11 protein-coding genes are annotated in these 13,567 nt (G+C 50.4%); 9 read left to right on the top strand and 2 right to left on the bottom strand.

Annotation, left to right across the window (positions count from 1 at the left end):
- Positions 1–197 precede the first annotated feature (197 nt).
- A complete protein-coding gene (locus LN893_RS20630) occupies positions 198–320 on the bottom strand; it encodes a hypothetical protein (protein ID WP_255710123.1) in 123 nt (40 codons plus the stop codon).
- Between the two features lie 270 nt (positions 321–590).
- Here LN893_RS20630 and LN893_RS20895 point away from each other — a divergent pair, with 270 nt between their 5' ends.
- The 6 genes from LN893_RS20895 (at position 591) to LN893_RS19320 (ending at position 6,837) form a co-directional block, all read left to right on the top strand.
- Positions 591–872, top strand: a complete 282-nt coding sequence (locus LN893_RS20895) for a YetF domain-containing protein (RefSeq protein ID WP_369427711.1) — start codon at positions 591–593, stop codon at positions 870–872.
- A gap of 306 nt (positions 873–1,178) precedes the next feature.
- The gene (locus LN893_RS19340; RefSeq protein WP_229972955.1) at positions 1,179–3,737 is read left to right on the top strand and encodes a PAS domain S-box protein; all 2,559 of its coding nucleotides are present in this window, start codon (positions 1,179–1,181) and stop codon (positions 3,735–3,737) included.
- A gap of 1 nt (position 3,738) precedes the next feature.
- The gene (locus tag LN893_RS19335; RefSeq protein WP_229972954.1) at positions 3,739–4,116 is read left to right on the top strand and encodes a response regulator; all 378 of its coding nucleotides are present in this window, start codon (positions 3,739–3,741) and stop codon (positions 4,114–4,116) included.
- An 86-nt stretch (positions 4,117–4,202) separates the two neighbouring features.
- Positions 4,203–4,445, top strand: coding sequence for a hypothetical protein (locus tag LN893_RS19330; protein WP_229972952.1), 243 nt, complete (start codon positions 4,203–4,205; stop codon positions 4,443–4,445).
- 695 nt (positions 4,446–5,140) lie between these two features.
- Entirely contained in the window at positions 5,141–5,866 is a 726-nt protein-coding gene (locus LN893_RS19325) for a type IV toxin-antitoxin system AbiEi family antitoxin domain-containing protein (protein WP_229972950.1), read from the top strand.
- 77 nt (positions 5,867–5,943) lie between these two features.
- On the top strand, positions 5,944–6,837 hold the full coding sequence (locus tag LN893_RS19320) for a nucleotidyl transferase AbiEii/AbiGii toxin family protein (protein ID WP_229972948.1): 894 nt from the start codon (positions 5,944–5,946) through the stop codon (positions 6,835–6,837).
- A 135-nt stretch (positions 6,838–6,972) separates the two neighbouring features.
- On the opposite strand, the gene LN893_RS19315 is transcribed toward LN893_RS19320, so the two are convergent.
- Positions 6,973–11,223, bottom strand: a complete 4,251-nt coding sequence (locus LN893_RS19315; protein WP_229972946.1) for an FG-GAP-like repeat-containing protein — start codon at positions 11,221–11,223, stop codon at positions 6,973–6,975.
- A gap of 382 nt (positions 11,224–11,605) precedes the next feature.
- Between LN893_RS19315 and LN893_RS20890 the strand changes: the two genes are divergently transcribed.
- The 3 genes from LN893_RS20890 to LN893_RS19300 form a co-directional block, all read left to right on the top strand.
- A complete protein-coding gene (locus tag LN893_RS20890; RefSeq protein ID WP_369427710.1) occupies positions 11,606–11,797 on the top strand; it encodes a hypothetical protein in 192 nt (63 codons plus the stop codon).
- Between the two features lie 703 nt (positions 11,798–12,500).
- Positions 12,501–12,716 (top strand): hypothetical protein, encoded by a 216-nt coding sequence (locus LN893_RS19305; protein ID WP_229972942.1) that lies wholly within the window; start codon positions 12,501–12,503, stop codon positions 12,714–12,716.
- Positions 12,717–13,299: 583 nt separating this feature from the next.
- Positions 13,300–13,567: hypothetical protein (locus LN893_RS19300; RefSeq protein ID WP_229972940.1), on the top strand; the 268-nt coding region annotated here is incomplete at its 3' end.

The following is a 13,567-nucleotide window of genomic DNA, read 5'->3' as shown; positions in this document are numbered from 1 at the left end:
AGAGGGAGGTTTTACAGGTGATAAAGCCTTAGGAGGTGTGGTAACCAAATATCAATGATGTGTTCCTACGGTTATTTCGGGGGGAAAAGCATTATCAGTCTCTTCCACTTCTGACTTGCTTAATTCTATTTCAACAGCCTTCACATTTTCTTCCAAGTATTTTCTGCGTTTTGATATAGGGATAGGCACCAAGATCTTCATCTTTTGCCAGTATCCAGGCCAGTGTCAGTTGCGCTAACGCCTTTGCCTGATGCCAGGCTGTTCAGTCTGTCAAGGATGTCTGAGTTCTTCTGAAAAATTTTGCCTATAAAATTCTTCATCGACCACACAATAGCTTTCGGTTTTTTCTACTCTTCTTTCTCTTTCTTCTTCTGGAAAACCAAGTAACTGTGCTAACGAATATACTATGTTGTAAGCTCAATATAAAATGATCTGAGGACAATTCCCGCACACCAGAATCGCCCCTCCTGTTGGCAGGAAAGGACGTTTTTGCCATAACAAACGTTATGTTCAGCACGAAGAGGCCATGACAACAACGGGACAGGCCGCGGTGTATTAAGTTGTTTGTAAATATGTAGAATGATAGCTAGCTGGTTTTTACGCAAGCCATCCTGTATTGGCTGCCGAAGGTACCTTTCAAACCATGGAATCCAGACAGCCCCAGCCCTGTCCTGCTGTTTTACCAGGGAAAGTTCATAGCTAGCGCAATGAGGGATGAGCACATAACCAAAGAGGAAATGCTGGTGACGCTTCTGGAAAATGGTGTGGCCTCCTTCAGTGAGGTACATGCTGTTATCCTGCGAACAGAGAAAAGGATGGACATTATCCGTAAGGCCGAAGCAAAGGACCGCCTAAAGGTGAAAGGCGCTTAAGCCCGTCACAGTGGCCTTTCTGTCTCTCTTTAAAACTGGCCCCTGAAACGAAAGTAAAAAGAACCCGCCATATGCTGTCAGCCTGCACATGGAATGCGGCTTTCTTGTTCCAGGGAAAGCCACGCAGCATTCATTGTCGGTCATAGAACAACCTTTTTCATTGAGACGGAGTCTATCAATTAATCAGTGAACGTTTAAACTTTCATATTTTGGCTAGACCTGCATCAAACCGCCGATCATCCGATATGATAACCAAACACTGCCTTTTATACAATTTATACAATTACTCACCGCCTTTGACCTGCCATGGAAGAAAAGGGAAATAGGATAATGCTGCACCATGTGCTGAGATACTCACCCGACATGATCTGTGTTATCGCTGAGGGCGGAAGGTTCATGCAGGTGAGCCACGCCTGTAGCCAGATGTTGGGCTACACAGAGGAGGAGCTAGAGGGGCTATCGGCTATAGACCTTGTGCCTCCCAGAGACAGGGCCCTGGCCCAGGAAAGCCTCCGATCCGCCAGGGAGGGAAATACAGAGACACAGTTTGAGAACTCAGTCATCGGTAAGCATGGCCAGCAGGTTCCCCTGCATTGGACGGTGGTCTGGCTGGAAGAGGAGGGCTACTTTTTCTGTGTGGCAAGGGACATCTCGGCGCGGTGGCGGGTAGAAAAGGAGATGCGCAGGAAAGAGGCGGTTCAGCGGGTCCTGGTAGACCACGGCTCAGACATGCAGGCGCTGCTGGATGAGAACGGTAACTACCTTTACGTGGCCGTTGCCGAGTCCTATGAAAAGGCATTCGGCTACAGAGCCGATCAGATAATGGGGAGAAGCTCCCTCTCTCTCGTTCACCCCGACGACATGGGCAGGGCGGAGCAGGCGTTTGCGCGTCTCCATCAGACACAGGAGTTGATCCAAGTGTCGGATGTTCGCTTCAGAGCCTCCAGCGGGGAGTGGCGATGGGTGGAGACAAGGGCGAGCAACCAGCTGGCAAACTCCGACGTGCAGGCCATCGTCGTCAGTTCCAGAGACATCACTGACAGAAAACAGGACCAGCTCAAACTGCAGGAAAGCCAGCAGCGGTACAGGTCCCTGTTTGACAACAACCCCAGCATGGTGCTCTTCCAGGACGAGGCGGGGACTATCCTGGACGCCAATCCTGCCTTCCTCTCCTTTATGGCCAGGCGGCGGGAGGAGGTCTTGAACCGCCCGCTGTCGGATTTTCTGCCGTCCGAGGCGGTGCCGCTCTTCAGGCAAAAGCTAAAGGAGGCCTTCTCTGGCAGCGACGTGAGCTTCGAGGCGGAGGTGATATTCAGGGAGCAGGGGCACAGGGTGCTGAGCGTGGTGAAGGTCCCTCTGAGCGTCGCGGGGAGGATCGTGGGGGTTCACGCGGTGATCAGAGACATAACGGAGGAGACACAGGCCCATAAAACCGTGGAGCGGCAGGCCAAGAGGCTGAGCACCATCTTCGAGAGCATCACGGACGCGTTCTGCACCCTGGACAGGAACTGGAACTTCACCTACACCAACCCTGCGTTCGATAACGTCATGCATGTGGACAGCAGCGGGTTTATAGGCAAGTTTGCCTGGGACGTATACCCTGAGGAGGAAAACGGGGTCTTTCACAGAGAGTACCGCCGCGCCGTGGAGACAGGAGAGTCCGCCCGTTTCCAGGCCCACCTGGAGCGGCTAGACAAGTGGCTGGAGGTAAGAGCCTTTCCCTCCGAGGAAGGCCTCTCGGTCTATTTCAGTGACATCACAGGGCGGGTGCAGCAGCGGCAGGAGCTGGAGAAGCTCTCGCTGGTGGCCAGCAAGACAAGCAACAGCGTCGTTATCCTAGACGCCCAGAGGCAGGCGGAGTGGGTGAACGAGGGCTTTACCAGGATGACGGGCTACACCCTGGAGGAGGTTATCGGTAAAAATCCGAGGGACCTGCTCATCGGGCCCGATACAGACAAAGCCGAGCTGCAGCGGATTTCAGAGAAGTTTGCCGAAGGGGTTTCATTCAACACGAACCTTGTCAACTACAGGAAATCGGGAGAGCGGTTCTGGCTCGCCATGGATGTCAGCCCTGTATTCGGCACAGCGGGCTGTATCACTCATTTCGTTGCCATCCAGAAGGACATCACCTTCCGAAAGGAAGCGGAGGCCAACCTGGTAAAGATGAGCCAGGCTCTTTATCAGCAGAACAAAGACCTGGAGCAGTTCACCTACATCGTCTCCCATAATCTGCGGGCACCCGTCGCCAACGTCCTGGGGCTGTCTGATTTGCTTACGAGAATAGACAAAGGCTCGAGTTTATTCGAAAAGACCCTGTCGAACCTTAATCTGAGCGCGCACAGGCTGGACACGGTCCTAGGGGACCTGAACACCATCCTGACTGTCCGGGACAGCAAGGGGAACCTGGAGCGGGAAGAGGTGAACGTCAGGCTGAAAGCACAGCAGGCGCTCGCCTCCCTGCAGGAGCTGCTTGAGGGTTGCGGCGGCACGGTCACGGTAGACATTGACGAGGACCTTTCCCTTCGGGCAAACAAGGCCTACCTGTACAGCGTCTTCCACAACCTGCTGTCGAATGCCATCAAGTACAGGTCCAGGGAGCGGAACCTCCAGGTGCAGATCAAGTGCGAAAGTGACTCAGAACAGGGCGTGACCGTATCCTTCGCCGACAACGGCTCTGGGTTCGACATGGAGAGAGCAAGGGACAAGGTCTTCAGGCTCTACAGCCGCTTCCACCCTGAGATAGAGGGCAAGGGCATCGGCCTGTACCTGGTCAAGGCACACCTGGAAGCCATGGGCGGCGGGATAGAGGTGGCAAGCGAGGTTGGGGCAGGCACCAGATTCTTGATCTATTTACCTAAAGCATAGCATGAAGATATTCATCATTGACGACGACGATTTAAACCTGTTCCTGACAGAGAACCTGCTGGCCTTAGAGGATGCCACGCATGAGATAAAGACCTTCCTTTCCGGCACGGCGGCATTGGAAGCGTTACAGACGGGCGGTGAAGCCGCAGTCCCAGACATCATATTCCTGGACCTCAACATGCCTGTCATGGACGGGTGGGAGTTCTTAGAAGCGCTTGCCCCGCTCGGGCCGTCGATCAGTGAAAGGTGCAGGATCTATGTCCTTACCTCTTCTCTGTCTGCCTCAGACACGACCAGGAGCAAGGAATACGCGCTAGTGTCAGGGCTTATACACAAGCCTCTCAAGATTGAGGATGTCAGAGAGCTTGTCTCTCAGTGAGTAGTCTGTCTGAAAACTATTGAATGCCCTGTTTTTTAAGCAGGCGGCTGCATACATATGCAGGCTGTGCACGTATGCTACTTTCAATGGATCTATCAGAGTTTCACTCCCGATCACTGGAAGACAGGGCCGCAGCCGCGTGGAGGCGAGGCACCTTTCTGGGCATTGCCGCCCAAGACGGGTACACCCTTGCGCTCTACCACCTGGACGGATTCTTCTGCGAGCTGTGGTACTGCCCTGTGTCCAACGAAATCAGGCTGGCGCTGTGCTTCACAGACGAAAGACTGCTAGACCCGTATTTGGAAGGCATAGAGCTGCCATACTTTTAGGGTCCTTTGCTGCAGCGGTTGCAGGAAAGGGGAAGTAACCTAAAAAGAAAAGGGTAGCCACAGACTACCCTATCATACCACAACAAACTAATCTAATACTATAAAATATTAACTTTGGCTAAAAGTTAAAACACATACACAAAGACGGTAGTATTGATTCCAGTATTAGCGGAAAAAATCAACTATTATCTAATGTTGATACGTATTTATTTTAATAATACAATTAAAGGGTGCTTAGACCCGCCGTTGCGTCTGAGGTTGATTCGCTAAGCCTATCCTTGAACAGATGTCTGCACAACCTGTGCAACCTAAGGTTCCCATAAAACTGGTTCAGGTGTGAGTTTGCTTTTTTCTTGCAGGTTATTTGGAACAGTAACTGCAATAAATAACTTACTATATATTCATAGTCTTATAATTTACCTTATGTTAAATAGTGTTATATAAAGATTAAGATAATTAAGCACCTCCTTATGGTACAAGCCGAATTCTTTTATTCTATCAAGTAAGATTTTAGTACCCGCGATCTAGTTATAGATACTGGTGGTGGTGCCGCATAACATTATGCACACATTGGAGCGGTTTTAGCTTGTTTAAATGTCAAGTTTTTATGTTGTAAAACTTGACATTTAAACAAGCGTATAGTTATCTTTGAGGAAGCTTATGCCCCGCAAAGGAAGACAATAACAGGCAACCATATGAGCATTATGAAGCAAGTAAGGGAGAGGATTGAGCTGGCTCAACCAGGCCAGCTGCTGACCTATGCCGATTTTAGGGTGAAGGATGGTCAGCAAGAGGCTCTGGCAGCAGCGCTGAGCCGACTTACAAAACAGGGCATCATCGACCGATTGGCCAAAGGCCGCTACTATAAGCCGAAGGAAACAGCTTTCGGGAAGGTTAAGCCCACGGAGAAAGAGATCATCAAGAGCCTGAGCACCTCCAAAGGCAAAGTCAAAGGTTACGAGAGCGGTTTAGGACTATACAACCAGCTGGGCCTGACGACGCAGGTCCCGCGGGAGGTAACGCTGATGACCCGTAAGCAGCGCCGGACGGCGAACGTCGGGAAAACCAAGATCCGTTATGTTCAAAGCCCCACCAACTTCAAGGAGTCTGACATTGATAAGCTTCAAGTCCTGGACGCACTGCGCGGTTACAAGAAGATCCCAGACCGTAACAGCGAGAAGACGATCATAATTTTGCTGGAGTATATCAAAAAATTAGCTGAAGGCGACATGGATCGGCTCATAGAGCTGGCGCTGGACTACAACCCCGCTACCCGTGCCCTGTTGGGAGCCCTGCTGGAGCAGCTGGGCTATGCAGTGGAGGTAGATAGGCTAAGGCAGTCGCTCAACCCGCTGACAAAGTATAAACTGGGCATAAGCGAGAGCATTTTGCCCAACAGAAAAGACTGGAATATCATATGAACCTGCACCAAAACCCGGAGGTGTTCCAGGACGCCATCACGGCCACGGCAGAGGCCCTGCAGATCAGGGATGTGTACGTGGAGAAGGACTACTGGGTGACGCTGGTGCTTTACCGCCTGGCCCACTCCCCCTACGTGGAGCAGGCTATCTTCAAGGGCGGCACCTCCCTCTCCAAAGCCTATAACCTAATTGAGCGTTTTTCAGAGGACATCGACCTGGCCATCAACGCACCCGAAGGCAGGACTAACAACCAGATCATGCAGCTGATCCGCAAAATCTCAAAAGAGATCACTAAGGACATGGTTGAGGTAGATGATCCACACCGGGCAAGCAAAGGCTCCCGCTTCCGCAAAACGCTGCACGACTACGGAGCCTCCGTGCAGGGAGACTACGGCCAGGCAACTGACAAGATTCTGGTCGAGATCAACTCCTTTGCCAGTCCTAACCCACATCAGCTGATGCCGATCAAGACCTACATTAGCCAGTTTATGGCCCAGCGTAACTTGCTGGACCTGATTCGCCAGTACGGTCTAGCTCCCTTTGAGGTGAATGTGGTGAGCCTGGAGCGCACTTTTACAGAGAAAGTGCTAGCCCTAGTGCGGGCTTCCTATGCCGAGAATCCCCTAGATGAGCTGGGCAGCAAGATCCGCCACGTCTACGATCTGCATGCTATGCTAAAAGCACCTGCAGTGGTCTCCTTTCTGCACAGCGAGAACTTCTTTGATATGATTCGGGCAGTGCAGGCCGATGATGCCCGCAACAGCGAGTTTCAGGGGGATTGGGCCACGCAGCCGCTGGATGCGTGCCTCTTATTTGCAGATGTGAGAGGAACCTGGAGTTCTTTAGAGACCGCCTTCCAGCAGGACTTCCGCTCCCTGGTATACGGCACGCTGCCCGCCTCAGGAGAGATTGTTAACTTCTTGGGAGTAGTCGCTGCACGCCTTAAGGCATTCGGACACTGGAAGAGTTGATATGGGCCTAATGTAGCTGTTAGGTCCTGCATAAGAAGTACGGTATGTAGTTAGTGCCTTCTCATACAGGGCGATAGCCAGCTTCTTTCACCTGAGTCCCTAACCTGGTCACTAAACAAGTTATCAGTAACACAATTAATTAGCCTTCACCAACTTATAGCGTTTGTTAGTATTGCCAAAACTGACAATAACCAGATACATGCCTGCTGCATGGTGTTGTAACTGAACCTGTGCTGTCTGTCGCTCATGATTCTTAATTAGATTCACATTGTTGATGTTCGCCCCCAAGGCATTGAAGATTTGTATGGTAACAGGTCCACGCCAGGAGTTATTTACCTCTAGAACAAAGCTATCCATAAAAGGATTGGGATAGAGGGATAACTCCGATGAAAGCAAATCATCCACACCCGTAATGCCGGCAACATCTACTTTAATCTCCTCCTGGCCAGCTACTGCTGTTATCTGCAGGACATCTCCTGCTACCCTCAATAAGGAAGAAGCCGTATGCATCCGTAGCCCCTGATAGTCGGCTACAAAATAATACTCCCCGTTTTGTAAATTCGTAAATGTAAACCTACCGGTTTCATTCGTAAATGCCTGCCTGCTGACCTTTTGGCTAGCAACGTTTACTAAATAGACTGGCACACCTGCAATTGCTGTTCCGGCCGCCAACGTCCCTTGGTAAATTCTGCCGCCTTCGAGGTCTTCACCTTCCACAAGCTCTCCTTCAATGGTGCCTTGGCCTTCTTCTGCTTCGACAACAGCAAGGTTTATAGCTATTTCTGCTTTATCTTCATTGGCTATTTCCAGAGTTGCAGCAGAGGCCAGGCTGAGGCTGTTTCTCCAATAGCCCTGAGCCACATCCGGGTATGTAGTTGTGTCCGGAACAGCCTGTACTTTATAGATGCCAGGCAGGCATCTAAATGCAAAGGTGTTACTGTCCTTCAGCTCTTTCTTCTCCAGCAATGTGAAAGAGCCGCTACCAGATCTTACATAAAGCAGCACTTTCCCCTTTATTACCTGGCGTCCATCCTCTGCGGTAACGGTGCCGCTGAGGCTGTAGGAAACAGGCTCCTCAATAGACAAAAACTTGTCCACCGACACACTAGTGCGGACTTGCTTGGAACCAGAGGGCCACATAATCACCAAGCTATCGATGCTGTTAGCAGTTCCCAGGCCAAACTCTACGTTCAGGCTGTTCTGCCCGTTATAACCTGTCTGCGAGAATACGTGGTGGTATTGCCATCTTCCGTTGCTCTTAACCTGCACCTTCGTGCCAATGGCAGACCTGTTCGATACCGTACCTATCAACAGCAGGTTTATCCAGTGGTTGCTGTTACCGCTATTCTTATAAAAGGAGTTCCTGGTGCCACTTCTTTTCGCAACTGCCAGATCCAGAAAACCGTCGTTATTGTAGTCGGCCCAGGCGCAGCCAAAAGAAGAAGGTCCATTATAAGCGTATTCGTCCGTTTCGTTTACAATCTCTCCTTGGGTTATCTTTGTAAAGGTCCCGTTGCCGTTGTTATGGTACAGCATGTTTCTTCCCTGTACGTTTGCAACAAAAAGGTCCAGAAAGCCATCATTGTCATAGTCTGCCCAGGCGCTTCCATGTGACTGTCCCTCATCTTGTTCAAACACAGGATCTGAAGAAGGTAAAAAGAACCCATTGCCGTGATTGATGAAGAGCATATTGGCTTCCGGCTCATAGATGCCGTTTGCCAGAAATACGTCCAGGTCTCCATCATTATCAAAGTCTGCCCATGACGAACCATTCCCCCCGCTGTACGTGGTGGTCAGTATGCTCTTCTGGTTTAGCACAAAGTTTCCGCCACCCCTGTTTTCATACAAGACATTTTTAACGGAGCTTGTAAAAAACAAATCCTCGTCGCCGTCATTATCATAGTCTACACTGGTCACATTTCCGCCAGCCTCCTTTAACTTTGTTTCGACTGAGAAAGATTTGTCTCCGTTATTTCTATAGAGGATACCTTCACGCATATATGGGAAGGTAAGAAACAAATCAAGGTAGCCGTCTCTGTCATAGTCCAACCAGCTACAACTCCCAATCGTCCCAGTCACCCCGGCAATATAGGTCTCACTAAAGGCTCCGTTCCCCATATTTTCATAGAGGGTACTGGTGCTGTTACCATAGCTCTGCCCTATTGCAAAAAAATCCAAATCACCGTCATTATCATAATCTGCCCACGCTCCGGCACCGTTCGTTCTGAAGGTTATATTGCTTTTGTTGAGCAGGCTGTTTTGATTACTGTACAAGACATTGTCACCTGCCGTGAATAAATCTTGGTGACCGTCATTGTTATAATCCCCCCAGAAGATGCCATCGCCATAGCTTTGCTCGGAAGCAATTTGCCCCTCTTTCACCCTGAAGAAGTCAACTGGAAGGGTAGTTTCTGTCGCAACAGCACTTTTCTCTGATGAGCTATTGCCCGCTTTTGCATATATTCTGTAGTGGTAGGTCGTACCTGCCTGTAAGGACTCATCCGTATATTGAACTGTATTAGACGAAAGCTCCGTCAGCTTTGAAAACGAAGTCCCGTCGGTGGATCTTTCCACCACATAGACAGTCTCAGTGGAGGCATTATCTTCCCATGTAACAAGTATGCTGCTAGCCGAAAGCACCTGTGCCGTAACCGAGGCTGGCTTGCCTAAGGCAACAGCCTCCTCTATCGCGAGGGTATAATCTTGGGTTTCTTCCGCATACCCGCAGGAACCGATACCGTTATATGTGTCATCATTTGCCCGTATGCGGAGGCGGGTGGTGGTGCCGGGCACAACAGAAGCAGGCACCGTAACTGGAAACGAGTATTCGCCCTTTGCAGTGATAGCTAGATCCTGAAATATCTGCTCCCCGGCATCTGTAAAATCCCCGTCGCTGTTCCAGTCTATGTATACCTCTCCTCCTATTATTTCGTCCGTCGTAATCTGGCACCTGTCAAAGGCAACAGTAAAGAGCACTGTTTTACCCGAGAACAATGTTGTGCTTTTATCTAAGTAGTCGTAGTACCCATTCAGGCAATTAAACGGCTCATTCTGTATTTGCCCGAAGTGTACTTTTGTTGCAATGGCGTAAGCCCCATAGCTTGCCTTGTTTACGGTGCAGTATTTAGGCTGCACCACCACGGTATTTGAATAGACAGACTCTCCCATGGAGTTGGTTGTCCGAATACGATAGTAGTACATACTGGCACCCGTAACAGTTAGATCAACAAAAGAAGTGGCATCTGCCTGCAGGAACTTAACCAGCTCGAAATGGTCTGCATCACCTGTTGAACGCTCTAACTGAAACCCAGCCTCATTGTCTGCATTGTCTTTCCAACTCAAGACGACTTCCTGCTCCGAGATTGTTTTGGACTGTAGCGCAGTAGGCGCAGCAGGGGTTCTGCCCTGACTTATATCGCGATCTTGATCCAGCACAAAAACACCTTTGCCCTGCCCCCCAGAAATTAAATGATTGTACCCATTGGCAACCCAGATTTTATTGTCCCCGTCAACCGCTATGGAGTTGATGATGTTGGAATGCAGCGGAGAATTAACAGTGTTGTAGGTTGTCCAGGTTGTGCCATCATACCTGATGATGCCCGCATCCCTTGTGCCTATCCAGAGGGCGCCGTCGTGGTCGATGGCCAGGCAGCGGGTTTTGTTGGAACTGATGGCAGAGTTAGAAGTATCGAAAACTTGAAAATTTGTCCCGTCAAACTTCATAATCCCACCGTCACTCGCAATCCAGTACATTCCATCCGCATCCTGCACCATGTCATGCAGCGAGCCGTTGGGAATATAGTCTGGCCTTGTTTTATCATACCAGGAGCTTGACCATTTTGTCGTGACGCCGTCCTTATACTTTAAGAGGCCGGTGTTGTTCGAAAGCACCCACACGTTATCTTCTTTGTCTACAAACAGATTTGTGCCTTGAGAGATATACCAGTTAATTTCTTCCCAGCTACTTCCTGTCCATTTATCAAAAGAACCGAATTTATCCAGTATCCAAACGGTTCCTTTAGAATCCTGGCCAAACCCAACAATACCGTTTCCACTGGAATTCGGATGGTAATTTTTCCAGTTGCTGCTTCCATCAAACTCCCACAGTCCACGGTACTCAGTACCCACCCAAATAGACTGCCCAGTAGCCCACACATTTAGAATCTCCTCACCCCCTGAACTGTTGTTCAGGCCGTAAGTCTTCCACAGATTGTTTTCGAAGGCAGCTATACCTGAAAGCGTACTAATCCATATTTTATCCTCACTATCTATAGCGATCGAGGTAACGTTACTAGAGGGTAATCCTGTGGCAGGATTAGTCCAGAGCTGAGCTTTCAAATAAAAAGGAAAAATCAAAAAGAAGAGGACGGGTAGAAATTTAAGCATAAGGCTTCACGATCTTAAATTACAATATATAGGAAAGTAATATTAATTAAAAATCTCACCTAAATACAACGTAAAAAGGCTTTTGTTACAAAAAGTTTGCACGTGCGCACGAAAGAGGCCATGGCAGCCGTCAAGAGCCGCTTCAAACAAAGGGATGATGTGCTGAAGCGGCATGTGGCTCACCAGCTTCGATAATCCTGCTAAGTATACAAGGTAATGAGCGGCCGCATCCTGATACAGGACGTCAACCACGCGCCACCGATTTCCGAGACAAGTTTTGCGGCCTGATGGTAGACTACATCGGCAATAGGCTGCTTGATGCAACGAAGAGAAATCCCCCAGCAGCAGCATCGAAAGCGGAGATATAGTGGACGTGTTCCAGATGGCCAGCATGGAGCGCCCCGACATCTCCATCTTCAAAAAAGATTTTCTGAAGTTACCAAAAATTGATGATCGAGCCAGCTTAAAGCTGAAGCTGATCTGCCGGATAACCAGTACTAAAATGTTTCCCAAAGCACATACTCTTCCTTATATATTAACTATAAAGCTGTTTTGTGTTCTGGTTTTTTGTTGATTTTTCTGACAAACATCACATTAAATGCTAGCCAATGTAGGGCCTGACAGTGCTACTCAGGTATGTTAATCTTTTCTTACACTTTTATTAAGCCATAACATTTCACAAACGCACCGCTCGAAAATGTTAAACTGTTAGCCCCGCACCTCGGGCTCATTAAGTGTAGCCTACCAGTGCTTATGCTACTAATTTTGCTGCCGTCAGCAGCCCTGCAGCTAGATCGGAACTGGAATGTCGGATAAAAGACCAAAATGTCGGACAACTATCACTTATAGCTTACACCAACGTCCCTATTTATCATAAAATAACTTATCGCCAGCGACCAGGGTAGATGCGGTTTTGGCGCGGGAACAGGGCGTCGCACACATTGTATACAAGTCCCGCGAAACGGACGCAGAGGCCTGGTTCGTTCCAGTGATACCGATACCGCGGGAAAGCATGTTTTACACGGCTGCCCTCGGCCGTGTCGAAAGCCTGTAAAGGCGCAAAGACGCCGTTCTGCGGTGCGTGCTTTGACGGCAGGGCGGCTGCTGAAGAAGAGCGGCGCTGGCGAGGCTGAAACCGTGGGTAAAAGCAAGTCGTCGGCATCCGTTGCAGTGCCGTAGCAGGTGCCGCGAGCACCGTGCCTGGGCGGGCAGCGGAGCGGTGCTTTTTCCACCCGTGCCGCAGTGTCTCTTTCACGTAGAAATCACCTGCTTTCAGGGTGTCTTCAGCACGGTTTTTCCCTGCCGCAGATTGTGGCACCTTGTATCGCTTTCGCCACATTTTATGGGGCTTGATCTACGGCGGCCTACAGAGAGAAGTGAACGGGTGGGAAAAGCGTTTCAGCACCCGTGGTTCTTACCCCGAAATGCCCTATTCCGCTCGGAGAAAAGTACTGCTGCACGGCAGGCTTTTCAGGCACTTGCCTGCGGCGTAGAAAACCGCGAGCAGCAGCCAACCCTGTTTCGGTACAAAAGACCAGCAGCCAGGGCACGGTGCTCGCAGAAATGAAGGGCCCCTAGCCTACCGCAGCAACTTGCAACAAGTTTTTACGGTGATTTCGGCGGGAAAGCGGACCTGCGGCGGCCATTCCCAGACGGGCAGAGCAACCGCCAAGGCGCACGGTGCCGCACCGCCGCGGAGAAACCGCGCAGCTGGCGGCTTTCGCCTTTTCGGCTGGGTCTCGCCGTGCCGTGCGAAGCGGGGCTCACAGCCCGCGTTCGTCGCGTTTTCCACGGTACTTATGGCACCGTGTTCTGCAGCGGCCTTCAAAGAGCCGCAGACAGGCCAGAAACGGCCTGTGGCGCGCCCATCGGTGCGACGCTGCGCCTTCGGCTGGAAAGCCCGCCAAAACGGCGTCTGCAGCGCCATGCACGATTACTGGGCATCAGAGACCAGACGTAAGCAGCGGCCACTATCGCATCGGTCCCTGGACGCCCTGACGGCAGTGTGTCTTCCCCGCTGAAACACGATAAGCAGGGCGGGAAGCGGGAAGCGCCTTTCAGGATTAAAAAACGGAGATGAGACACCGCCGAAAACTGCGTAGAAAAAGGTGCTTTAAGAGGACGGTTTCAGGAACGGTTTTTTTACCCATAAACCCCGTTTCACCGCTGAAATCCGAGATTTTTCAGCATTATGAAAAAGCAGCGGCCACGGTGTTCTCTCCGCACGATCGGATCCCCGCAAAACAGCTGCTGCGCAGGCCCGCGCAGCACGGAAGAAAACGCGGTGCCGATTCGAGCTGCCTGGCAAAAGCGAAATATATGTATATTTGCGGTAAAACACCTC

Source organism: Pontibacter harenae, from assembly GCF_020907245.1.
Lineage (GTDB): Bacteria > Bacteroidota > Bacteroidia > Cytophagales > Hymenobacteraceae > Pontibacter > Pontibacter harenae.
The sequence above is the reverse complement of the archived record's forward strand: the minus strand, read 5'-3'. Positions and strand labels throughout refer to the sequence as shown.